Consider the following 25,525-nt stretch of genomic DNA (forward strand, 5'->3'; position numbering starts at 1 on the left):
AGGAGCATCCCTGCTCCTGATTGCAACCCACCGGGAATAACTTAGAAATGGTTTCAAAACACGTCTTTACCGCTTGAAAATGAAAAAAACAACCCTGACAGGGTTAATCCTAATTCATCATAACCACTTCCAGCGGAATCGTGTCGGACAATGTGTCTTTATTAAACAATAACAACACTTCCTCTTTACTTAATGCCTGATTATAAATGCGGACTTCATCTATGCTTCCACGGAAAAATCCCCAGTCGGTATATCTTGTTCCTATGGCCATATAATTCCGACTCGTTAATGGCACTATCACATTCCCCGATGGATGTGTTTGTGTATCCGCCAACTGCCCGTCCACATATAACTTCTGTTCTCCCGTAGTCTTGTTGTATGTACCAACAACATGATACCAACTCCCATTCGAATCGGTAAAATCCTTTGTTGCATCTTTTACTGTCCTTGTCCCGCTTGTATTCCTTGTGACCACGACAAACCGAAGTCTGTTGGGCGTACCCGAATTAAAATACAAGTCAAATCCTTCCTGCAATTGCACATCAGCATTATATATAAAACCACCAAATATAACGCTAGTGCCAGATGCATTTTTATTGAACCATGCAGATACTGAAATCTCATCATAATTCATTCTAGGAATTGTTACATAATCATTCCCGTCAAAATTCAATGCGCCACCGATTTTTCCCGTTGTCCATGTAGCTCCGGTAATTGTACCATTTCTGTTATTACCTGACGAATCCGTTGCAGTCGTTCCTCTCCCTTCATCAAATGTATAGTAGGCCTGCTGAGTCGTGTCCTGTGCAGCACCAGTGGTAAAGCTCCATGTGTAATTGGCCGCCATCGCATTCCCCGCCACATCCTTTACCCCCGTGGTAACCGTCACTGTGTACATTGTAGAATATGCCAGTGTACCTGACGGTGTAAACGTGACCGTCGTATCACTGCACGATACCGTTCCTCCTATAGTACCGTTCCCGTCACTCACCAGAAATGTTGACTGTGTTATGCTGCCGGCTTCCATCGCCTCGCTGAACGTGCCGGTGATGACACTATCAATGGCAACATTGGTCGCACCATTTGCAGGACTTGTTGCGCTCACCGTCGGCGGCGTCGTGTCGGGCGCTGCACCAGTGGTAAAGCTCAATGTGTAATTGGCCGCCATCGCATTCCCTGACACATCCTTTACCCCTGTGGTAACCGTTACTGTGTACATCGTAGAATATGCCAGACTACCTGACGGCGTAAACGTGGCAGTCGTACCGCTGTATGATACCGTTCCTCCTATAGTGCCGCTCCCGCCACTCACCAGAAATGTTGACTGTGTTATGCTGCCGGCATCCATTGCCTCGCTAAACGTGCCGGTGATGACACTATCAATGGCAACATTGGTCGCACCATTTGCAGGACTTGTTGTGCTCACCTCCGGCGGCGTCGTATCGGGCGCTGCATCAGTGGTAAAGCTCAATGTGTAATTGGCCGCCATCGCATTCCCTGACACATCCTTTACCCCTGTGGTAACCGTTACTGTGTACGTCGTAGAATATGCCAGTGTGCCTGACGGAGTAAACGTGACCGTCGTATCACTGCACGATACCGTTCCTCCTATAGTACCGTTCCCGTCACTCACCAGAAATGTTGACTGTGTTATGCTGCCGGCTTCCATTGCCTCGCTAAACGTGCCGGTGATGACACTATCAATGGCAACATTGGTCGCACCATTTGCAGGACTTGTTGTGCTCACCTCCGGCGGCGTCGTATCGGGCGCTGCACCAGTGGTAAAGCTCAATGTGTAATTGGCCGCCATCGCATTCCCTGACACATCCTTTACCCCTGTGGTAACCGTTACTGTGTACATCGTAGAATATGCCAGACTACCTGACGGCGTAAACGTGGCTGTCGTTCCGTTGTACGATACCGTTCCTCCTATAGTGCCGCTCCCGCCACTCACCAGAAATGTTGACTGTGTTATGCTGCCGGCTTCCATCGCCTCGCTGAACGTGCCGGTGATGACACTATCAATGGCAACATTGGTCGCACCATTTGCAGGACTTGTTGTGCTCACCTCCGGTGGCGTCGTGTCGGGACTTACAGTGTCATTAAACAAAGACAACACCTCCTGGTCGCTCAGAGCCCGATTGTAAACCCGAACCTCGTCGACCTTACCGTCCATATAACCATTATTAACCCTTGAATACCCTATCCTCATATCTGAATAGGACGTCAGTGGCACTATTGTGTTCCCTGCAGGATGGAGTTGGGTATTAACTAGCTGTCCATCTACATATAGCTTCTGTTCTCCTGTAGTTTTATTATACGTACCTGCAGCGTAATGCCAATTACCAACTGAATTGCTAAAACTATACGTTCCTGTCTTAGTTGTCCTGGTTCCACTCACATTTTTTGACGTTAATATAAAATCAAGTCTGTCTGGAGAACTCGGATAAAATCGTAAATCAAAACCCTCCTGCTGTTGTAAGTTTGAACTCCATCTCCATCCACCGAATATGGCATCAGCGTTCGTCGTGTCATTTGCATTTTTATAAAACCATGCAGAAACCGAAATCTCGTCATAGTTTAAACGGGGAATCGATACATAATTGCTTGTACCGTTAAAACCCAAAGCCCCGCCGATTTTCCCTGTTGTCCATGTGGCTCCGGTAATTGTGCCATTTCTGTTATTACCCGACGAATCCGTTGCAGTCGCTCCCGTCCCTTCATCAAATGCATAGTGTGCCTGCAGAGTTGAGTCAGGCGATGCTCCCGTGGTAAAGCTCCAGACGTAATCGGCGTCCATACCATTGCCCGCCACATCCTTTACCCCTGTGGTAATCGTAGCCGTGTAGGTGGTGGATGAGGACAGGTTGCCAGACGGGGTAAACGTGGCAGTCGTACCGCTGTATGATACCGTTCCTCCTATAGTGCCGCTCCCGCCACTCACCAGAAATGTTGACTGTGTTATGCTGCCGGCATCCATTGCCTCGCTAAACGTGCCGGTGATGACACTATCAATGGCAACATTGGTCGCACCATTTGCAGGACTTGTTGTGCTCACCTCCGGCGGCGTCGTATCGGGCGCTGCATCAGTGGTAAAGCTCAATGTGTAATTGGCCGCCATCGCATTCCCTGACACATCCTTTACCCCTGTGGTAACCGTTACTGTGTACATCGTAGAATATGCCAGACTACCTGACGGCGTAAACGTGGCTGTCGTTCCGTTGTACGATACCGTTCCTCCTATAGTACCGCTCCCGCCACTCACCAGAAATGTTGACTGTGTTATGCTGCCGGCCTCCATTGCCTCACTGAACGTGCCGGTGATGACACTATCAATGGCAACATTGGTCGCACCATTTGCAGGACTTGTTGTGCTCACCTCCGGTGGCGTCGTGTCGGGACTTACAGTGTCATTAAACAAAGACAACACCTCCTGGTCGCTCAAAGCCCGATTGTAAACCCGAACCTCGTCGACCTTACCGTCCATATAACCATTATTAACCCTTGAATACCCTATCCTCATATCTGAATAGGACGTCAGTGGCACTATTGTGTTCCCCGCAGGATGGAGTTGGGTATTAACTAGCTGTCCATCTACATATAGCTTCTGTTCTCCTGTAGTTTTATTATACGTACCTGCAGCGTAATGCCAATTACCAACTGAATTGCTAAAACTATACGTTCCTGTCTTAGTTATCCTGGTTCCACTCACATTTTTTGACGTTAATATAAAATTAAGTGTGTTCGGGGAACTCTGATGAAATCGTAAATCAAAACCCTCCTGCTGTTGTAAGTTTGAACTCCATCTCCATCCACCGAATATGGCATCAGCGTTCGCCGTGTCATTTGCATTTTTATAAAACCACGCAGAAACCGAAATCTCGTCATAGTTTAAACGGGGAATCGATACATAATTGCTTGTACCGTTAAAACCCAAAGCCCCGCCGATTTTCCCTGTTGTCCATGTGGCTCCGGTAATTGTGCCATTTCTGTTATTACCCGACGAATCCGTTGCAGTCGCTCCACTACCATCGTCAAACGCATAAAAAGCATGCAAAGCGCTGGATGTATCAGTTGATGGCATACCACTTGATGTTGTAAAGGACATTTTACTCCCATATGTCGTACCAGCACTGTTCTGCGCCGCTATCCTGTAATAATAAGTCTTTCCTGCCGATAATCCACTTATACCGATGCTTATCGTTGCCTCGTTCGACCCACCCGCACTCTGCGTTGATGATTTACTGCCATAAGACCCGCTGGTCTCTCCATACTCGAACCACACCGTTGTCAATAACCCACCGGCATTCACCGTACCATTCAATGTAGCAGTGCCAGACGTTACATCAGTTGCTGACCCTGTCGTCGCCGTCGGAATGGTGCCGTCAGGAGTGGTAGCACCAGTATAGATCACGGTAATCGTGTCTGTCTCCGTATTGCCTGCCCCATCTGTGGCTGTTATCGTGATTATATTCTCTCCACCTGATAAGCCTATGCCGGAAATATTCCAGCTTGTGCTTCCACTGGCCGTACCGCTTACACCCTTATTATTACTCCACGTTACACTGCTTACACCACTGGCACTATCTGAGGCATTGCCACCCAGGTTTATCATGCTGCTGGTAGTCTCATAGGTAGCGCTTGAAGTAGGACTGGTTATGGTTGCCACAGGATTGACCGTATCCAGAATGATAGAATCACTGGACGCTTCTGACACATTCCCTGCGGCATCCTTATACCACACATAGACCATCTTAGTACCATCCCCGCTGCTCAACGTATAGGAAACATCTTCGGTGTAACTGATAGAAGAAGTGACGGACGTCCACCCAGTGGCTGATGCTGATGGCGTCATGGAACTGGTAGAAAGGAAATATCCCGCCACCCCTACATTATCCGTTGCCGAAAGCGTCAGGGTTACTGTCCTTGAACCGATATAGGCATCGCCACTGTTTATACTGATCGAACAATTCGGCGCGGTGGTATCAGCGACAGAGGTTGATGACGGTGGCGGCAATTTCCATGTGCCGGCGAAAGAGCTTATGTAGACATAACTATTGTAAGGATTGACTGATATACCATGGATATTGATATCTGAACCCAGATTCCCATTAATATTCGTCCAGGTCATTCCATAATCGGTTGAACGAAAAATACCGTTTGAATGACCATACCATGAAGCATAAGCGGCTGCATACACCACATTGGGGTTGTTTGGGTCTACGGCTACTGAATTGATATCTTCGTATCCGTACCTGCTTTTAGTAATACCGTTGGCATTACCTCGGTATATCGTCTCTCCGCCATTGGCGCTTGTGTCTGTTATGATATAGATACCTTCATTCCTCACCGCAGCATAGATTCTGTTTTGGTTTGTGGGGTCTATGGCAATTTGTTTAATATGATTACCACTTTTAACAGGTATTGATGGATATAGGTTTGTCGCCGACCACGTGCTTCCTTTATCTGTGGATTTTTGAATATACCAATTACCGGTAGTACCATCTTTCCCCCAGGTATATACAATGTCGCCATTCCCCTGAAACATGCCAAGGACGACTTTTGAATTCGCTACTGCAACATACGCATTAGATGTTCTTATATTATCAAACCTGTATTTGCCCGCATAAAGAATGTTATTATTTTGCGGATGGAAACTCATTAAACAATTTAACCAGTCATTTTCCCCCCCTTCAGTCCCGGATATAGCAGCAAAGGAATCTCCGCTATTTCTTGATACGGCAACTTTATATTCACCATCTGTCCAATTTCCATTAATTTCAACAATAATATTCCCCTTTATTGCCCCGCCAGCCGCAGATCCTTTTGGCGTGGCGGTTGAAATACTCTTAAAAGTATCCTCGCCATCCGTTGTTAGCATCGGCCCAAAGTCCATATGGAAAGTTGCCAATACATTTGGATCATCTCTATCCCATCCAAACAGAGACGGACTGCTCACTATCCCAGCAGAGCCGGTATAGCCTGTATTTGAATACTTCCAGGTAACACCTCCGTTAGTAGTCTTTCTTACAATACTAGCATGCCCACTTATTAACGCCGTATTTTCAATGGTTGGATGAAAGGTAACCGGGACTGCCCATTCTCCTGAACCAGAAAAATCTTGAGTCCACTTACCGCCTTCAAACTCGGAGCCACATACCCAACCATCGCCATTTTGCTCGTCCATTGTATCCGTCAAAGTCCAATTCGTTCCTCCGTCGTGAGTATAATAAAGCTGTTTGGTCGGCCATAACCCAAGAAACCCTACCATTAATTTGTCAGGATTTACCGGACTCATCGCAATTTGTTGCGCTTGGCCGGTCGTTCCGTTACTAACAGGAGATGCCTTTGTTTGCGTGAATGTCAACCCCCCGTCTTTTGATTTATAAACGCCATTAGTATTTGCCGTTGCATACATAATATTGGGATTGTTGTAATTAATTACCGTCGCGTATGGATGAGATGGTAGCCCTGTTCCTATTTTTGTTACTGTTGCGGAACTGCCGTTATCCACAACCTTGTACAAGCCCCAGCCGGTTGATACAAATAGGATACTGCTATCAGTTGGATGTACTTTTATATCATACAACCCGTCATAGGCGTCTAAAACATACCCGCCTCCCGATTTATTGACCAAATTCCACGTCGTGCCGCCATCGATTGATTTTAAGAGTCCGCCTTCACTCTGCGCCGCGTAAATCGTACTTCCCGCAAAAGCAAAATGAATACCGCCCACGGCTTTGTATCTATGAAAATGCGCATCTTTAACCATTGTCCAATTATCGCCACCGTCGGTCGTCCTAAATATTCCTTCCGCGTCATGCTGTTTGGATATTGGCGTGCCACTGGCACTCATCTCACTTCCGGCAACATAAACGATATTCGGATTTGTAGGATCAACGACTATAGAAGCCCCGCCATTGGCAAAGAATCCATTTGCCTTTCTTTCCCATTTAATACTGTAAGGGTCTGCATTGGCATTTGTGGTTTTCCATACCTGATTTGTGTCGGAAACTAAATATGCAATATTGGAATTGGATGGAGCATAAACAATACCACTTATCAACTGCCATCCCTCGCCCCCTGAAAGCCCCGCCGTCTTCTGAGCTTGCGTTCTTTTGACTACCTGCTGCCATGTCTGTGTACTGCCAGATTGTTTAGAGATTATGGCTTTTGTACTCTTTTTTGACGATACACTGTTGCGTGATCCGCCAGCAGGATAGTACTCAACCAACGTCGTATGCGTCAACTCACTGCCATTTACTGTTTCATCCGAAGTCTCCGAACCCGATGTCACATCTGACTCTGACTCTGTCTCTGACCCGGTCTCTACTGTCGACAAAGCACCATCTCCCGATACGGTAAAGATGTATCCTTCACCTATGTTATCCTTGCTCTTTAAACTTACCTCGTTACCAACAATGCTGACATCGGCGCTCCCATCCCCTGACTCAACAAAATAACCGTCAGTCCGCTGCACCGCGGTTACCGTCTCACCCACATTAAGCGTTATAGCCCCTGACAACGTCAAAAACACAGCAAAAAGCTTTCCTGTCTTTGGATGACGTGAATACATGACATCACTCCCCGCATAACTCTTTGTACTATGATAAACACTGCCATCCCATGTACGTTCACTGAGCGGCACATTATTAAGATTATCCCAGTTGGGTATGCACCTTATGAGTTTGAGTCGGGGAGAAACCTCGGTAATACTCTTAAAACCCGACATATCTCCTGTGTCGCCAAACCACCCAAACCAATTATACCAGCCGCCGTTAATGCCAGCCTTGGCTGCAAAAAGACGATTCCTGTATTCATCTGCTTCGTTTGTTTGGGAGTTGCCAACCTTGTCTTTTGTAATATCTACCCCGGCATTAAAATTGTTGGCATCATCTACATAATTTGTATTTTGCGGGCTTTTTTGGCTTAGCATATCCGGCGTTAGCTCATCCTTGTCTGCCCGGACTTTTACCTGATATATCCATTCATCATTGTCCGACTCACTATAGAGCAACGTTGGTTGAACGATCCATTTAGAATTCGTGAATTCCTGAGAAATCCTTGTCCTTAATTTCTTGTAAAATGCAGCCATTCCCTCTGAATACGTTGCATACTCATGGGTAATGGCGCCATGCACCAAACCCAGATCCGCTCCTGTCCAATAAGACAAATCTACAGATATGTTATTCCCCGTTTCGTCTAATCTGTAAAATTCACCTGCAAGCTTTGGCTCATCAATTATATATCCGCCAAAGGTGAACGGCAACCCTGGGTTTTCATAACTCTTTGCCAGGCTTATAATATTTTCAACTACCTCATCAATAACCGCCTGTTGCTGAAAATCCCACATTACGTAAAATTGCTCTGAAGACCCGGCAGGGTGATAACCTGTCGCCAGATTGTAAGGAAACGGATCATGGCTTTTCCATACCATACGCTGATTGTAAAATTCCTTAGCTTCCTCTGAAAGAGGCTGCGTAATGTCTATCGCCCTGCTATATCCTGATAAAATCTGTGGATACCATTGTGGGTTGATCAGATAATACTTAAGGCCTGTGCAATTGGGATTATTGTGATAGTCTGTAACTTCTGAGGATGGATTTATCGCAATGGAATCATACCCCATCTGCCTTGCATAGCTAACGTCCTCAGATGGTTTATCATTCCAGTGTATGCCATAAATATTTTGATATGCTTTTTCTTCCGCAAAATTCTTTTCGTTGAAAATAAAAATATGGGCAAATATTAAAAAGAAAATACTTACGCTGCTGATTCTTAGCTTCATTGCTATTGCTCCTAATAAAAGATTAACTAACAAACATGGTGACCTGGCGAGCTTCGGTATTTCCGAAGCCCCATGGCTTTGCGTCCCAACCTCACGATTGGTTTGCCTTTTTCACGTCTGCTATCTCTTATCAGGAGTTAGCAAACATAAAACTCAATATTTAGATTTGGCGATTCCTCCCTTCTCACTTAAAAATCTTTATTTACGATTTATCTCTACAAATGAGTCCAGTTTTTTTAAATGTAACTACAACAACTGCAGCTTTCGCAGTTCGCGCAGATTTTGTAATATTAAATTCCACAAATTATTTTTATCTTTTGTCCCTGTAATCTGTGAAATCTGCGGTTACAAACACTTTTATTGGTCTGAAGTTTTACCTCGTTAACTGTTATAAATATCGACAATTCTTGAAAATATTTAATAAAATTATAAAACTATTTTTAAGAAAAATATTCTCAAAACTAAATATACTACAACCTAAATTCTGCAATGCAATAGCACGTAGATGAGCGCTGACAAAAGCGGATTAAACAAGGTGCAAAGGTTGCACATTCTAAAAGCTCATAAGAAGTTAAAATTCCCTTGCACTGCCCCTCCTGGTTATGTTTAATATTGCTTGTAATTTTATTTTCTCAGTTGGTTACACTAACAACATCCGTTTTACAAAGCATAAGGTATTATGATGAGATTACTATTAGATATCGCCCGAAAATATCGTAAAAAATTTCAACATTATCAGACTTACCAGAAAATAAAATATTTTGAATCTATCAATAATTTTGACCCAAAGAAAAATATAATAATTACAGGATCTCCGAGAAGTGGTACTACGTGGCTACAAGAGTTGTTTTGTGACATTGAAAAAACGTATCCGTTGTTTGAACCACTGCATCTTGATGGCTCCCCAAAGTTTAAAGAAATAGGTTTTGAGTGGGGACAGTACATTCCAGAAGATTATAATTGGCCTGAAGCAAAGGAGTTATTCGAAAGCCTTTTTAGAGGACAATATTTAACACCGTTCATGATTTCACATGCCAGGGTAGCGCAATTAAAAAATGCAGATTTCTTAATTATTAAATATGTAAGAGCAAATTCATTATTACCTTGGTTCGTTAGGCAATTCGATATCAGGCCACCTATTTATATTCTTAGGCATCCATGTGCTGCAATTGCTTCACAGATGAAAATGAACTGGTACACATGTTCAAAATTTACCATACCAAAAACGAAGTTCCCTGAAAAATATACAAAATATGAACATATATTAAATAATATTAATACAACACTAGAATATGTAGCAGCCAAATGGTGTTTGGATAATATAATACCATTAAATCATCATGGAAATAATAGACTATGGATAACCGTTTTCTATGAAAATTTAATTGCGAACCCTCATGAAGAAGTACCCTATATTTTTAATAGGCTCAATCTGGAATTACCTCGAAATCTATGGTATAAGGTTAATGTACCAAGTGCTATGACTGGTAGCATCTCGCCATTAAGACAAAACAAAATAGAACAATTAAGTAAATGGAAAAATGAGTTATCAGAAAGGGATATTGACTCTATCCTGGGTATGCTTAAAAAATTTGAGATAAAAATTTATGATGATAACATTTTCCCTGTTAAAACCAAGCAAACTCCAGCGAGGTAAAACCTCAGACCAATAAAAACCCCCATTTTTTTGTATAGTTCCTCAAATTCTTCAACCGTGGAAACCTTGTATTTCACTCGTATTTCAAATATCTCTGTTTTTATCTTTCACCATTTTTTGCAGTGCAGAAAGACTTTCAGACTCTCCCTGAACACTTCTTCCTTAAATTTTCAACATCAAAGCGTACCTCTATATACATCCAGAGTCATTTCCGCTATCGTTTCCCAATTATATTTTTCGGCAATAGTATTTATCTGTATCTTCCTTTGTTCTTCGTTTAATGATCTTTGAATAAATCCTTGTATCTTTAATGCAATAGCATCAACATCTCCGGGCTTAAAAAATCTGTCGCTTTCCAACCATACTTCTCTGTTAGCAGGAATATCGGATGCAATACAGGAAAGACCATAGCTCATCGCCTCAAGCAAAACTATCGGTAAACCCTCATAGTAAGAAGGTAATACAAAAAGCCCTGCGTGGCTATAAAGCTCCCACAGCGGTTCACCAGTGAGAAATCCTGTCAATATAATATTACTACTTTGGCTCGCCTTATTTTTTAAATCCAAGCTATATTTATCTTCATGATCAGCCCTGCCCACGATAACCAGTTTCCACTTTTCTGTTAGAAGGTGGGGGTTAGCAGTTGTCAGTTTATTAAAAGCGACAATCAGGTCGTGAAACCCTTTTTCAGGCACAAAGCGCCCTACAGCAAGGATATATTTCTCTTTTGCGAGGGCATACTTTCTCAGGGTATTATTACCCGGTAAAATTGCTGGCAACACTACCCCGTTGGGTATTATTGTTACGCTTCTCTTGTATTTTGCATGAATATGATCCGCTATTGTTTGAGAAATAGTGATTATGTCGTTAGCCCATTTACTCCCTGCAAGCTCGCCGAGTTTCAAAATACCCTTTGCCAGTATCCCCCACTTCTTTCTTTGATAATCAGGCCCATGATGAGTCATAACTACTTTTAGTCCAAAAAGCCGGGCGAGTGGTATGAACAAGGATGGTCCTATTGCATGGATATGCAGGATATCCGGAGAAAACTTTTTTGCAGCAAAAATTCCGATAAAGGTATGTAAAAATGTCTCAAGGAATTTATTCTTTAGGCATGGCAAAGGAATTAATGTTACCCCTTTATACTCAGTAATATTTATATCAACGTAGGGTTTTCTGGTAAAAACTATTACCTCGCAACCTTTTTCAACCAATTGAGGATAGAGATTTTCGCAATGTGCCTCCACGCCACCCTGTATGTGCGGAAATCCACGGGTACCTAGAACGGCTATTTTAAGTTTAGAATGGTTCATGGATGATGGCTCTTGGCTCATGGCTCATGGTTCATGGTTCATGGTTCATGGCTGATGGCTCATAGGTTATGGCTCTTGGCTCATGGGTTTTACATCTAAAATCAGCCATCAGCCATCAGCTATCAGCTAAATAGTTTTCTTTATTGCATTTATAAGACTTGAAAGCTGCTTACCGATTGTATCTCCTGCTATTCGTAAATCATTAAGGTTTGAACTGGAAATCCATTTATTTTTGTAAAATATAGTTAGAAAAGTAATTGTTTCAAATAGTGACCCACGTGCGATGTACAGGTATTGGATAAATTCTTTTTTAGAATTACGCCCTTTGCCTTCGGCAATGTTTGCGGAAATTGATGCTACAGATGATTCTAATTGTTCTATAAGCCTGTAATGATTCCGATTAGTATTCATTATTTCAGCAATATCAATGACACTTACTGCAAAATCTACAGCTTTTTGCCAAACCTCCAAATCCTCAAAACTAAACTTTATTCCACTCATTTTCCTCCCCTCCCTTGACCATCAGCCATGAGCTATCAGCTATCAGCTATCAGCCATCAGCTAAATAGTTTTCTTTATTGAATTTATAAGACTTGAAAGCTGCTTACCGATTGTATCTCCTGCTATTCGTAAATCATTAAGGTTTGAACTGGAAATCCATTTATTTTTGTAAAATATAGTTAGAAAAGTAATTGTTTCAAATAGTGACCCACGTGCAATATACAGATATTGGATAAATTCCTTTTTAGAATTACGCCCTTTGCCTTCGGCAATGTTTGCGGAAATTGATGTTACAGATGATTGTAATTGTTCTATAAGCCTGTAATGATTCCGATTTTTATTCATTATTTCAGCAATATCAATGACACTAACTGCAAAATCTACAGCTTTTTGCCAAACCTCCAAATCTTCAAAACTAAACTTTATTTCACACATCTTCCTCCCCTCCCTTGACAATCAGCCATCAGCTATGAGCCATGCGCTAAGAACCATCACCCATATCCGGCAAGCACAATTCAGGTTCTTTGTTCATCATAACACGTAGTTTATTTTTTACAATCCACTTCATTGGAATACGTATATGCTTCTTTATCACAGGCGCTGCATTACCAACCATCCAGCATCGTTTATCGCATGTATCAACGGCACTACGAACTATATCTGCCCCTTTGCTATTCCAGATATCTTCAAATGAACTTTCTCTAATATTTCCCATAGGCATTTTACAGTTCATGCCATTGCAGGGAAGAACGTCCCCTGATGGGTCTATAAAACAGGATTCGGAACCCATTTCACATTTTAAAAACCTATTGCCATCATAGATGTAATTCATAAGACCGTAATTAAAATATGCACGGAACCATTTCTTAATAGATTTCGACTTTAATAATTCTACGATCAGCCTGGAGAACTCTTTACACACCACATCTTTATTTTCAATGCGGTTATCCAGTTTGTAAAAATAGTGTGAGTTGTGAAGCGTTGCAGTGGCAAACTCATAGCCAAGTACATTTGATAACTCATAGAGTGGTATAAGATCTTTACAATTCATATCCTGGACTGTCATACCAAAGCCAATGTCCTTTAAACCCATTTTTCGCAATGTGAACAGTGTTCTCAACCCTCTGTCAAATCCCTCCGGAATTCCTCTAATAGTGTCATTCGCTTTTTGGAATCCTTCGATACTTATCCTTATTCCAAGATCAGGATGCTTTTGGCACAGCGCTACAATCCGGTCGGTAAAAAATCCATTAGTACTTATAACTATTCGCCTTGTCTTAGGACGTATTGCTTCAATAATTTCAGCAATATCCTGCCGGAGAAAGGGTTCTCCACCGGTAATATTTATAAACCTCAACCCGGAAGGTAATTTTTCGATATCATTTATAGTAATTTCTTCGCTTGATTTAGTGGGATAATGCCACACATCACACATGTTGCACTTTGCGTTGCATCTGTAAGTAAGTATGATACAAATTTCCCTTGGTAGTGGCATTTTCTGATTCACCATAGTTTGTCCTTTTTTAGTAAAAAGAAGTTTTTAAAGTAAGTGAGTAACTTTACGCTGGCATAGCCAGAACCAAACAAGCACGAAACAAATTCTAATGACAAAATGATTTGAAATGCTAAACAAACGCATCTTTCGTATTTCGCGCTTCGTATTGTTTTGCCTGCCCGTGCGTGATCGCACGCAAACAGGGATGCTTTGGATTTGTTTTGAATTTTATGCTTTGTAATTAGGATTTGATTCGGATTTCGTATTTAGCATTTTCGGATTTTACCATTAAATATTTTGTCAAAAAAATGTAAAGGAATTACTGATAAGGTACTATTACATATTTATTCGCCACACTAAGATACTAAAGGCGCGAAGCATTATTTCTTCTTTTCTTTGAGGCTCTGTGGCTTTGTGTGAGCTTATTTTTTTCTCGCCATTAGCATAACACCAAGCATTTTCATTTCTGAAGAATCCAAATTCCTGAATTTTTTATTTAGTCTCAGCTTAACTCTTTTTAAATATTCTTCTTCCACAACAATAACAGGTTCAATTATTACATCAACCCAACCTTTTTTTTCTAACATATCTTTATACTCAAATGCCCTTACTCTATTTGGAGAGCCTTTAAACTTAAAGGTATTCCAAAACCAATCACTGTACCGATATATATTTAAAGGGTCACGATCTCTTATCCAGGAGGTGTGTGTCTTCAAATCAATTAATGTAACTAATACCCCCCCCCGATTAACTACATTGCTAAGTTCCATGAGAGTTCTTTCGACATCTGTAAAATGTTCAAAAGCCGCCTGGCTAAAGACAACATCAACCTTCTCTTTAATTTTTGAAATCGCAAAACCTTTATCTACAATATAATTTATCTCAGTGTATTCCCTTTTATGGCACTTACTCAATGTTTCCTTTAAATGTTCAATATTACAGTTTGTATAACGTTTCTTTAATCGTTCAAATAATTTGTCATAAAATTCTACTGGGGACGAAAAGGCTAACTTATTAACATCCAGTGCAATATACTTTTTCGCGCCAAGCGCCAATAATATCAAACCGACTCCAAAATCCGGACCGGGACCAAGCTCAAGGACTATTTTGTTCGTCAAAGGTTTTTCATCATTAGAATAAAAACGAAGATATTCAATCCAACTATCAACAACCTTGAAATCATAATCAATAGACCGCTCTATTTCATTGATAGAAAAAGTTCTGGGCGTCTTATAACCAAAGAAGCTATGTCTCAAATAATTCAGTATAATAAATACTGCACCAATAAGATGGTATCTAATATTTTTAACGTCTTCCGGTTTGACTGTTTTTATGTTCATGTCAATATTTTCCTATCGCTGATTGATAAATGTTTATTAATCCCTGATAATACTTTTCAGCGTTCAAATTTTGCTCTACAAATACCCTGGCATTTTCCCTCATCTCTGCGACTTTACCAGGGTTATCCAATACGTATCTTATCTTTTCAGCCAGCTCATGGGCATTTCCTGATTCAAAAGTCAATCCTGTTATTCCCTCTTTAACTAATTCCGGAATTCCACCGATTTTTGCCCCGATAACTGGGACGCCAAGGGCAAAGGCCTCTAATACTGACATGGGATTATTTTCATACCACTCGGAGGGAAGAACAACAGCCAAACATTTTTTTATCTCTTTATATAACGCCTCGCCTTTTATATATCCAGGGAATTGAATATTATTACTCCCATCCGATTTAGCCTTTTCTTCAAGGTCCCCTTTTATTGGCCCATCACCGATTATCTTAACCTCGACTTTGCGGTTAGTATTTAGCAACTTTGTAGCTTTAATGAGTGTATATAATCCTTTCTCCGGCGCTAGTCTACCAAAATAAACGAGGGAGTTCTCACGACCATTTTCCCCGTCTTTCACTTTTCCAAATTTCTTTATATCAATAAAATTAGGCAAATGAATGATTTTCTTCCTGAAACCCATCCCCGCCAGCTTTTTTTTCAGGAAAAAGCTTGGGGAAATGAAGGCATCCACATTGTCGTATATGTCAAAAAACCTGTGATGCACATACATCTCCAATGCAGCAAGACAGCTTTTAGCAAGTGATCCTTTGACGCATTTGTTTTTGATTACTGCTAAATAGTTCCCCCCGGAACAGACCTCACAGTTTTTACCATTAGCCATCATCAAATAAGAGGCGCAAACCATCTTATAGTCATGAAGCGTCATCACAACAGGTATCTTTCTTTTTTTTAAAATATGCAAGATTGAAGGGGAAATCTGATGGTGGATGTTGTGGAGGTGTGCAATATCAACGGGGTATTCATTCAACAATTTAGAAAGCAATTTCTTTGCCTTCAGAGAATAAAGAATCCTGCCTGTGCTTTTTAGTTGGTTTATCACGCCATTGCTACTCGTATTCAAGTCTACATAAGGCATGAAATAATCCTTGGTTTTACAGGATAGATTTTCCGGATGTTGCATGGAGAAGAATATAGATTTGTGACCGTGAGATTCCAGTATTTTTGCCGTCTCAAAGTAAACAGTCTCACACCCGCCACGCATATAATGAAATTTATTGATGTTAAGGATATTCATTTTTACAAGTATTTTTTGAATTCGATATATCTGGCTTCCCAGGAATTTTCACTTATAAAGTGTTTAAACTGGTCATCCGGAATTGCGCTTAATTTATTTTCGCCTTTAAACAGGGAATCCTGGACAAATTTAATGAACTCTTCTCCTGTATGGGCAACATATAAATATTTTTCATATTCAAGGATATCAGGTAATGCGGTTGAAACTATGGGCTTTTTAAAATACAGGTACTCAAAGAGTTTCGTTGGAAATACCCCCTTCCCGTGCTCGCTCAATGCATATGGAATAATAAACAAATCCATGCAGTCCATATATATTGGAAGCTGCTTGAAATGTTTCCAACCAAGAAAAACAATATTATTACAATCGAGTTTCTTCTTTGCTTCGGATGTTTCACTTCCAATTAATATCACCGTAGCCGCAGGTATATCTACTGCAAGTTTTCTAACAAGGTCGAAGTCAAAGGTTTGATGGAAACTGCCGATATAACAAATTCTATTATTGCCCATATTTGCCAAATCGCCAGGTATTCCAACATCTTTTATTCTGTTAATATTATAATTCCCGATATCTATTCCTTGAGGTATGCGTACTACATTTTTATTCAATTCCAGTTTTTCACTAAAAATGGTTATTGAGTCAGCGATAACCAGATCAACCTTTTTTGCTATGTTTTTATCGTTAAAAACAACTTCTGGCGGAAAGTATTTATTGAATTCAAATCTCTGTACACAATCGTATATTCTTTTTACGGCAGGAATTTTATCAAAAATATCGTTCACATAATTCGCTGGATGGCTAATAATAACACTATCAAAATGGTTTATTTTGTACTTTTTCATTATTTTTCTTATCTGCAAAAGTGCTAACTTCGCATTGAGGAATCGAAAGATTCCTCTTTGAAGAGGGAATATCTTTAATTGTATAAAACAAAGATGCTTCATAGTAAATCGGCCTTTTCCACCAACGTTTCTAACCAAAAAGAATCTTTTAATGAATGCTTTAAGCATTTTGATAATTCCCACATTTTTAGCACTTATTCTTTCAATGTAAAATACATTAAAATCTTTAACCAAGAATTCGACTATTGTTTGTTGTCGTTGTTTTAATAACTCCCAATCACGAATAGAAAATGAACCTATAATCAAAATATTTTTATTTTTTGTATCCATTAAAATCTTTTCTGGTTAATCACCTCTTAAAACGAGCTACTATTAAAGTGGTACAATAATTAATTATTTAAAATTCTTACGCCGCCTAAAGATACCGTAGGATATTCGTATGATTCATACCTTTCTCCATTCATACTAATTACTCTCAAACTCAAGACCTGAAGAAATATTTTTTTGCGGGTTTTCCCGTACGATTACCCCATTATATATTCCTAGTAATCCCCAAAATATATGGCCGTTTGCAAGTGCGTTACCTGTTATACCATATACCAGAAAACTAACAAGCATTAGTAATGCAACCTTTGCAAAATCGTTTTCTTTAAGGTTTTTTACGGCAAAAACAAGCATAGTAAATAATAGGGTTAGATAGCCTATTCCTCCGAAAATCCCCGTTTCGGCAAACATGAGCATATAATCCCCATGTGCAGCTATATTTTTACCGAATTCGTGGGCGGATAATTCAAAAAATGTCCCAATCCCGCTACCAAAGATAGGATGCTCTTTGAAGATACTCAACGCATATTGAAACAACTCCAACCTTCCTAATGCAGAGCTATCAACAGTTGACGCACGAGAAATAATCTTGTTCGATATAAACACAAAGATTATCCCTAGCGGTAAAGCAAATCTCAATATTTTCTTATATTTGAACAAGAAGAAAAAAAGAATTAATTGGAGAGCAACTGCAATCCAGGTAATTCTGGTAAAAGTGAGAAGTATATTTAATAAAAATAAAAACGGTAGAAGACGATAAAGATATTTGCCGTCTTTCTTTCTCATGAAAAAATAGAGGTACAGCGGTAAAAATATTAACAAGGCAAATGAATAGCCCGGCGCGTGCGGAAAGCTGGTTCGTATTCTTTCAAAACTTTGGATAATTTGATAATCCTGATAAATCAGATTAGTTATCGAACGTCCATAAAAGATATTATACCCAGTTATGTACTCAATAATCCCACAGATTAACAATGCGATAAAGATAGCCGTTATAAATTTGAATATCTTTTTTTCAATGTTATTGTTGCTGACAACAACAAAGTAGGTTAATAAATAAAAAGAAAACGCTGCAAGTACCCTGGTTAAACCCCTGACGGATGTCGACAGGCTCACTGAAAATGGTGTCGTTAATACCAAATAGAGTGAAAATAGAAGTATCGGATATATGATGCTTTTATTCCAATACTCTCTTCTTACCTGAATAAAGTCTTTTAACCTTATATAAAAAAACAAAATCATCATTATATTTAGAATCCCCAGCAAATTAATGCTTTGGCTTCCCGATAATGAAATACTCAACCTATCTGCAAATCCTGCAAAAGCCAGATAGACAAAGAAATAAATATTTATAACTGCCAGTTCACTCCTCAAAATAAAGACGATGGTTATCGTCATTAACAAAAAGACAACCGCTAGTTTGGCATTATATAATAAAGAAACTGCAAATAGAGTTGAAAGCATCGCTACCGCAAAGACGTTCTTTCCCATTTCTTGTAACTTCTCAATAAATTGTGGTAGTTGGTAGTAAAAATACAAGTAACACCTTAGTTTTTTGAAACCGTAGGGGCGAACATTGTTATTGTTGGAATTTTTCAAAAAAATAAAGTGTTACAAAATGAACAAAGCTGGCTGCCTTTGGCAGCAACTTTATTATGTTTGGGTAAGTTATCAGTTCTTCAGGGATATTTTTTCGTTTTTAAAAGGCGGACGATCCCTTCTGTAAAACCTTGCAGTTGCCTATACTTTTCCTGATTCCCATTGCATAAAAATTCGATACCATAGATTATCCATAAGCCTGATAATGAATAGAAAAATACGATATGGGATGCCATTGTTTTCTTTGCATGTTTTTTATACACGTAATAGTAGTTTTTTACCTCCATTACCTTTTTAGGCTGAATATCCATGCGATTTGCTTTACTACAATTGTGATAGAGTTTGGCCTCCGGAATCATTTTTAAAACCGCTTTCCGTGATATTCTGTAGGACAGTTCTGCATCTTCCCGGTAGCTATAGCCGGTAAACCATTCATCAAATTTATCATTCTTCAAATGTTCGCTTCTAAAATTCATGTTACAACCTGAGAGCATCTCCACTTGCATTGGCCTGTCAATTGCTATTCCAACGATGGGATATCCAAAACCGGAAACGGTCATCTTACCATCATAATTGTGGAGCATAAATATTTTCAGCATTGCCAGTCGAAGTTTCCATTTCCACCCCTGAGGTTCACATTCAATCATTACGTTTCCACCAACTCCGCCTAATTTTTCATCATTTCTAAAATAACGGAGTACCTGTTCATAATAATCCTCAAACAAAACGACATCGTCATCTAAAAAACTAACGATTTCTCCTCTTGCGATATCTATGCCCTTATTTCTTGCAGCCACTAAACTTTTTTTTGCCTGATAGATATATATAACCTCTATCTTATTAGATTTGGTTAACAATTGCTTTCTGCAATCTTCTATGTACTTTTTTGTATCACCGGTATCGCTTTGGTCAACGATAATTACTTTTAATGGCAATACAGTCTGCAACAAAATTGAGTCAATAAGTTTTGCTAAGTCATTTTGCCGATTACACGTCGGAACGATGATGGAATAATTCATACTTGTTATTTAGGGAAATGCTTGCCTTTCCTGTATTGAATAAGTCCCTTAAAGTACCCTAATGTTGAAACCCTATCAAGATATAAAAAGTATACCATTTTGCTTCTGTATAGTAAGAATGCAGAAAAAAAAATTGCTTTCCCTACATATTTTCGAAATATTTTCAGATATAAAATTAATTTATTATTTAGCTCTTTTATTGTCTGAAATTTATTATCATATTTCGCATTCAGTAAACAAGCGCCATACGCATGCCTTTTACTTTGCAGATATAATCCTTTCGGGCTGGATCTATGATGATGATATACAACACAATCAGCAGCATACATTAATTTCATCTTGCCATGGATTTGCATCCTCCATGCAAAATCGGCATCACCGCCGGAGACCCAATGTGTTTCAAAAAGGCCTATTTTATCGAATACAATCTTTTTGTAGCATACATTTGCAGTTACGGCGAATGGATAATAGGGATGGTTGAAATATCTTGATTGGTCTAATGCCCCCGCGAATAATTGATATTCTTCCACCAACGTTTTTGGTTTTCCACACCGAATCTCCCCTGCTACACCCCCAGCATCTTCTGCAGCAAAATACTTTATTGCATTACACAACCAATATTTATTTACTACACAGTCGCTATCAGTAAATGCCAGTATCTCACCTTCGGCATTTTTAACCCCTAAATTTCTTGCTGCATAAGAACCCTTCACTTCTTTTTCTATTAATAATTTAACCGGAAATGCCTTAATACTTTGTAATGAGTTATCCGTGGAACCATTATCTACTATAATAATTTCCAGTTTTTCTTTAGGATAATTTAGATCCAGCAAAGACCGTATACATTCCGAGATCCTGGAGGCATCGTTATAATTTGGTACGATTATTGAAATTTTTGGCATCATGAATTAACCCCTTTGAGCATGTATATTTTATTATCTCCTGAATCCTGCACTAAATTTTGATACTATTTTATAAACCCTTATTAATAAAGGTTTAGAGAGAATTTTGTTGGTCTTAATATTTAACCCATTAGTACCTTATCAGTAATTTCTTTGCACACTTCCATTCGTCAGTGCGTGCTTTTTGGCAAAATATTTAATGGCGAATCCGAAATGCTAAATTTCAATCCTACCCCTTACCCCTCTCCAAATCTAATCTTTACCCACAAATTTCAAGAGCACCGTAGTTGTACGGCCAATTGAGCTGAAGGCTAAGTGGTGTAAAGTTCGTAAGCAACTTCAATATCAGCCAAACGTGACATGCCTCGCCAAAGTACTTCACTTCCGGGATGGCCATCACCACGGCGGCCCAGATGACCGCCAAGTTTACCTAAAAGCCGCACGGCATCATTAAGGCTTGGAGGTAAATCAGGAGGCTCCTTGACCTTGTTCGCAAAAGTTGTCAATGCTTTCCATTCAGAATCGCTGAAGTAGACAGTACAAGGGACATCAGGTGTTTCTTGTCCTAAAGTAGTCAGGTAATGGATACGCCAAGCTATAATCATATCAATGGCCAAAGCGTTGCACAGACGACGGGCACTCTCCAACTGCCGGGACTCGACACGACAACCGCTCTTGATAATACGATGATAACACTCAATACCCCATCGGCGAGCATACCATTCCAAACGTTCGTAAGCATCTTTTTCATGCTTAACCGCAACTGTGGTTAACAGCATCCATTCTAACCCATCAATTCCGATAGGCGGATTGACTTCCTGCGCCAGCACCACCCACACCCTGACCGCAGGCATATTCTTTTTTAGCATAGGTGGGCACAGCGTAACAGGCATCGTTCGTACCATAAGTATTGCCTGACGTGCGGAGCGTTTCTCACTCGGAGGTATCAATATTTCGCGGGTACCTATAACCGGTTGCTGTTCCAGTTTAGTCCACAAAAACTCGCATGATTCTTTATCATCAACAACCTTTCTATTGCGCGAACGTTCTGCGCGGATCAGCAACTGAGCGCCATCAGGCGTATTATACTGCTCAGCGAATACCTCGTGAATATCGGCCTCACGATCTGCCACAACCACCAGTAAAGATTTGTTTCGACAGCGTTTCTGTACTTGCGATACTGCATGGTAACTCTCCACCCATTTCCAGCTTTCCTTCTCTTCGATAGGCTTCTTGTGTCGTTCATGTTTGCTGCCTATTCCGTCCCGCGCCCAGCATTGCACATTCAGAAGTCCCAAGGGTGTACCACTTTCAGTAAACGCCATCGTATCATGCACCATCAGTCCACGAACTTTTTCACTCTTAGTACCTATCGGTCCTAACCCCTGCGTATTCGGATGTGTGCTATAATTCAGAGTCGTAGTATCTTGCGCTACCAAAACCAAACTATTCTCCTTCACACGCTCTTCCGTGGCCTCATAATGAGCTTGCAATATCGCCTTCCAATCTACATTCTCATTGTCAAGGAATCGGTATGCAGCCTTAGTCGCACTGACTGAACCGCACGCCTGCGGAATGTTTGCCAAAGGTTTGTCATAAAACATACCTGTCATTTCTAAAAGTCTTGATGTCAATCGTGCATCGCCCAATTTTGTTCCTCCAAGTTCCGCCTCTATCCAATCCCGAGGCTCTTTTTGTGCCACTCTTTGGCGAACATGTACTTTGCCATCGGCACAACAACACAACACCGCCTGCCATTTCTTTTGCAACGGCATAACATAAACGTCTTTGACCGTTGCCCCTGTTCCTTTTCGTCCTCGACCTTCCGTGCCTCCAACATACTTCCAGTTAGCTGCCCGATAACAGCTTCCGGAAAACCGTCCTCGTTCCACATAGGTTTCTAAAAGTACAGGACGATATTTATACACTCTTTCCCAATCATCTACCAAACGTGTTTGGCATTTTGCCAATACATGCGATGCCAAACATTTTACTCTTACCGTAGGCGCTATTAAATACCTACTGTTATTGATAACAAACGTATGATTCCGCTTACGTGCTTCCTCAGTCCATCCTATCCACTCGTCGCGACTTTCCACCCGTCTGGCACAGGCACTATAACTTAGCCCTCCTATCCATCCGTAATATTCACTGCGTACAAGATACCGAAGTTGCGCCCCGCATAGGGGCCCACTTCCAAGATAATGATGCGCTTCTAACATGCTACGCCAAAGTTTCGAATGGAATCTCGTTGTAACCCGTATAATCTCTACGTCCCCCAACTCCGCTAGCTCGCATGACACTTCCGCAATCGGAGGCGCCTCCGCAGGTTTATTGACTTTTTGAAATGCATAATGCCTGTTCACCTTTGGAAGATTGATCTCTTTACGACGATCCAATTCCAACAACGCCTTGCGACAACTCATCTCTTGCAAACGGCCCGCTTGATTCCTCCAGTCCATCCATTCGCATACCAGACGCGACAGTTTACGACGCGATAGGCACGGTTCCTTTTGGATAGTTTCTGATAAACGCTTTATTACATCATCTGAAAATATTCGACCTCCTACTCTAAGCATGTACACAGTGTAACATACGGTTAACACGGTGTCCAGCAAAAAATATGGGTCATCCCCAGCTCCAAAGGGGGACAACCACCCCCTGCGCCCCCGCCAGCGGGGGGGCATTTTCCCTCTTTGGTGGGGGAATTCGTGCTTCGTGTTTCTTATCTTTTATCTCATGCTTGTTTAGTTCCGGCTATGCCAGCTTAGGTATAGTATAGGTATTTTGTGCCAATACTATAGCGTCCCCTCTACAGCCTCTTATAAAGTATCCTTGGTATAACAAAGGTGCGATTATTTAAAATGGCGCCAATTATATTGGCCTTTTTTTGTACCAGAGGTGCAATTAACGCCTTTATTACGGGATGTTTGGTCTTGCTTTCATTTACTACCAGGACTGTTCCATCTAATGAAGAACTCAGTATATCCGCATCGTGAGAATTTCTTAAATTCGCATAGTCAACAAAGACAAACCCATATTTTCCTTTAGCTTCTTTTATGGTATTGGCCATACGTGTGGAATCAAAAAGGAGCGTGGGGTTAAGTGTTGTGTTGCCGGCAGTTAATACCGACAGGTTGCAATCTATCTCTTTGATAGCCTCTTCCAGTGCAATTTTTCCTTCGAGTACGTGCGTAAGGCCGGATTTATTCGGAATCTTAAACATTTCGTGTATTTCCGGGGATTTCAGGTTCGCATCAATAACCAGTACCTTATGGCCTTCTCTCGCAAGGGAAAGGCCGATGTTTGCAACTATGGTGGTAGAACCTTCCAAATGAGAGACGGCGGTTATCAAAAGAGCCTTTAGCTTTTTATCTTTCATCAATAGATATATCTGGTCAGAGAGGTCATGATAGGACGAATTCAAAACAGTTGCTTTTTTAGTGTTGCGGAGCAATGATTTATTTCTAAACCATTTTTTTGGAATAGCGCCTAAAAGTGGCAAATTCAAGAATGTCTCAACATCTCGCGGCGATTTGAATGTATGGTCAATATATTCCAGTCCAAAGGCGAACATAATTCCCAGGAATATGCTCATAAAGAAGGCGAGGACAATGGATATTTTTTTCTTATCACTCGTTGAGCGAAGAGGTACCAGGGCCTGTTCAATAATTTTGACGCTTGCCGGGCCTATTGCCTCTATATCAGGAAGCGTTGCACCAGTAAGGTTTTGGGTCAACTTTTCAATATTTTCTCTTAATTGTACAACAATTGGCTGTTTTTCCCCATATTTTAGCTGAAGTTCTGCCAATTGTTGTTCAAGATCAAAGATAATATACGAGCGGCTTACTACGTTGGCAATCATAGCTGCAGATTGCGGGTTGAAATCGGTAGCGTGTATTGTAAATAACAAGGTGCCCCTTATTGGTTCTGCAATGATATTTCTTTTGAGTCTTTCAACCGCCTTACGGAATGCATATGGCTGTTCATGTATGTTACCGGAAGGATTTGCCAGCTCACCTTTGGTATGCAATATTCTGATTTGTCGATTATCATTCAAATCACTATAAGATAGGGACTCATTTTCGGATGAGACAATATCTGATTTCAACTTCGACATCTTAAGTCTTAAATCTATCAAGTACGCTTTAAGTGAAGAGCAGTAATTCTTTTCATAGTCAGGCGGGCGCTCGTGAAGATTAAGCGCCCTTACTGCACGTTCGATTACGGGATTAGAAATTACAATCTCACTCTGAGTAAGAGATGCTTCGGATTGTTCATAAGCACCAAAACCTCTATAATAAGGAGAATCAATTTGTTTTTGTGCAGAAACAAGTATTTTAACCTGCGCCTCATAAACAGGTGTCCTGAGTTCCAGGCCGACAAAGACACTTATTATAACAGTAATAAATGTGGTTATAATTACCGCTTTGTGTCTGAATACGACCCGCAAATAATCCCGCAATGTACTTAAATTTGAATTCACATTCCCTCCA

Annotated in this window: 14 protein-coding genes and 1 riboswitch; of the genes, 1 reads left to right on the plus strand and 13 read right to left on the minus strand. The window is 40.6% G+C overall.

Annotated elements, in window-relative coordinates; all coding sequences use genetic code 11:
• Window positions 1–109: 109 nt before the first annotated feature.
• Window positions 110–8,788: an Ig-like domain-containing protein gene (locus KSMBR1_RS02675; RefSeq protein WP_099323942.1), complete on the minus strand. Its 8,679-nt coding sequence runs from the start codon at window positions 8,786–8,788 to the stop codon at window positions 110–112.
• A gap of 34 nt (window positions 8,789–8,822) precedes the next feature.
• A riboswitch (cyclic di-GMP riboswitch) is annotated at window positions 8,823–8,905 on the minus strand.
• Between the two features lie 562 nt (window positions 8,906–9,467).
• Between KSMBR1_RS02675 and KSMBR1_RS02680 the strand changes: the two genes are divergently transcribed.
• Window positions 9,468–10,445: a sulfotransferase gene (locus KSMBR1_RS02680; RefSeq protein ID WP_099323943.1), complete on the plus strand. Its 978-nt coding sequence runs from the start codon at window positions 9,468–9,470 to the stop codon at window positions 10,443–10,445.
• A 176-nt stretch (window positions 10,446–10,621) separates the two neighbouring features.
• Here the strand turns inward: KSMBR1_RS02680 and KSMBR1_RS02685 are convergent, their stop codons facing one another.
• From KSMBR1_RS02685 to KSMBR1_RS02740, 12 genes are all read right to left on the minus strand, one after another.
• Complete coding sequence (locus KSMBR1_RS02685) at window positions 10,622–11,758, minus strand: glycosyltransferase family 4 protein (protein ID WP_099323944.1); 1,137 nt, start codon at window positions 11,756–11,758, stop codon at window positions 10,622–10,624.
• A gap of 126 nt (window positions 11,759–11,884) precedes the next feature.
• Window positions 11,885–12,259: a four helix bundle protein gene (locus KSMBR1_RS02690; protein ID WP_099323945.1), complete on the minus strand. Its 375-nt coding sequence runs from the start codon at window positions 12,257–12,259 to the stop codon at window positions 11,885–11,887.
• A gap of 60 nt (window positions 12,260–12,319) precedes the next feature.
• On the minus strand, window positions 12,320–12,694 hold the full coding sequence (locus KSMBR1_RS02695; RefSeq protein ID WP_099323946.1) for a four helix bundle protein: 375 nt from the start codon (window positions 12,692–12,694) through the stop codon (window positions 12,320–12,322).
• 46 nt (window positions 12,695–12,740) lie between these two features.
• On the minus strand, window positions 12,741–13,769 hold the full coding sequence (locus KSMBR1_RS02700) for a radical SAM protein (protein ID WP_197705313.1): 1,029 nt from the start codon (window positions 13,767–13,769) through the stop codon (window positions 12,741–12,743).
• A gap of 407 nt (window positions 13,770–14,176) precedes the next feature.
• Window positions 14,177–15,094 carry a methyltransferase domain-containing protein gene (locus KSMBR1_RS02705; RefSeq protein ID WP_099323947.1) on the minus strand — a complete coding sequence of 306 codons (918 nt, stop codon included), beginning with the start codon at window positions 15,092–15,094 and terminating at the stop codon, window positions 14,177–14,179.
• Between the two features lies 1 nt (window position 15,095).
• Entirely contained in the window at window positions 15,096–16,343 is a 1,248-nt protein-coding gene (locus tag KSMBR1_RS02710) for a glycosyltransferase family 4 protein (protein ID WP_099323948.1), read from the minus strand.
• A 2-nt stretch (window positions 16,344–16,345) separates the two neighbouring features.
• Window positions 16,346–17,515 carry a glycosyltransferase gene (locus tag KSMBR1_RS02715; protein WP_099323949.1) on the minus strand — a complete coding sequence of 390 codons (1,170 nt, stop codon included), beginning with the start codon at window positions 17,513–17,515 and terminating at the stop codon, window positions 16,346–16,348.
• A 135-nt stretch (window positions 17,516–17,650) separates the two neighbouring features.
• Complete coding sequence (locus KSMBR1_RS02720) at window positions 17,651–19,048, minus strand: O-antigen ligase family protein (protein ID WP_157820338.1); 1,398 nt, start codon at window positions 19,046–19,048, stop codon at window positions 17,651–17,653.
• Between the two features lie 140 nt (window positions 19,049–19,188).
• A complete protein-coding gene (locus tag KSMBR1_RS02725) occupies window positions 19,189–20,127 on the minus strand; it encodes a glycosyltransferase family A protein (protein WP_099323951.1) in 939 nt (312 codons plus the stop codon).
• Between the two features lie 5 nt (window positions 20,128–20,132).
• Complete coding sequence (locus KSMBR1_RS02730; protein ID WP_099323952.1) at window positions 20,133–21,032, minus strand: glycosyltransferase family 2 protein; 900 nt, start codon at window positions 21,030–21,032, stop codon at window positions 20,133–20,135.
• A gap of 308 nt (window positions 21,033–21,340) precedes the next feature.
• Window positions 21,341–23,716 carry an IS4 family transposase gene (locus tag KSMBR1_RS02735; RefSeq protein WP_099323953.1) on the minus strand — a complete coding sequence of 792 codons (2,376 nt, stop codon included), beginning with the start codon at window positions 23,714–23,716 and terminating at the stop codon, window positions 21,341–21,343.
• Window positions 23,717–23,841: 125 nt separating this feature from the next.
• Window positions 23,842–25,515 carry a polysaccharide biosynthesis tyrosine autokinase gene (locus KSMBR1_RS02740; protein WP_230408033.1) on the minus strand — a complete coding sequence of 558 codons (1,674 nt, stop codon included), beginning with the start codon at window positions 25,513–25,515 and terminating at the stop codon, window positions 23,842–23,844.
• Between the last annotated feature and the right edge of the window lie 10 nt (window positions 25,516–25,525).

This window comes from Candidatus Kuenenia stuttgartiensis (assembly GCF_900232105.1).
Lineage (GTDB): Bacteria > Planctomycetota > Brocadiia > Brocadiales > Brocadiaceae > Kuenenia > Kuenenia stuttgartiensis_A.

Bases quoted from the DNA above. Each gene is read 5' to 3' on its own strand.
- KSMBR1_RS02725 (WP_099323951.1), bottom strand. From the start codon at position 20,127: ATGAATTATTCCATCATCGTTCCGACGTGTAATCGGCAAAATGACTTA.
- KSMBR1_RS02735 (WP_099323953.1), bottom strand. From the start codon at position 23,716: ATGCCCCCCCGCTGGCGGGGGCGCAGGGGGTGGTTGTCCCCCTTTGGA.
- KSMBR1_RS02675 (WP_099323942.1), bottom strand. From the start codon at position 8,788: ATGAAGCTAAGAATCAGCAGCGTAAGTATTTTCTTTTTAATATTTGCC.
- KSMBR1_RS02730 (WP_099323952.1), bottom strand. From the start codon at position 21,032: ATGATGCCAAAAATTTCAATAATCGTACCAAATTATAACGATGCCTCC.
- KSMBR1_RS02685 (WP_099323944.1), bottom strand. From the start codon at position 11,758: ATGAACCATTCTAAACTTAAAATAGCCGTTCTAGGTACCCGTGGATTT.
- KSMBR1_RS02695 (WP_099323946.1), bottom strand. From the start codon at position 12,694: ATGTGTGAAATAAAGTTTAGTTTTGAAGATTTGGAGGTTTGGCAAAAA.
- KSMBR1_RS02710 (WP_099323948.1), bottom strand. From the start codon at position 16,343: ATGAATATCCTTAACATCAATAAATTTCATTATATGCGTGGCGGGTGT.
- KSMBR1_RS02700 (WP_197705313.1), bottom strand. From the start codon at position 13,769: ATGGTGAATCAGAAAATGCCACTACCAAGGGAAATTTGTATCATACTT.
- KSMBR1_RS02680 (WP_099323943.1), top strand. From the start codon at position 9,468: ATGATGAGATTACTATTAGATATCGCCCGAAAATATCGTAAAAAATTT.
- KSMBR1_RS02715 (WP_099323949.1), bottom strand. From the start codon at position 17,515: ATGGATACAAAAAATAAAAATATTTTGATTATAGGTTCATTTTCTATT.
- KSMBR1_RS02690 (WP_099323945.1), bottom strand. From the start codon at position 12,259: ATGAGTGGAATAAAGTTTAGTTTTGAGGATTTGGAGGTTTGGCAAAAA.
- KSMBR1_RS02705 (WP_099323947.1), bottom strand. From the start codon at position 15,094: ATGAACATAAAAACAGTCAAACCGGAAGACGTTAAAAATATTAGATAC.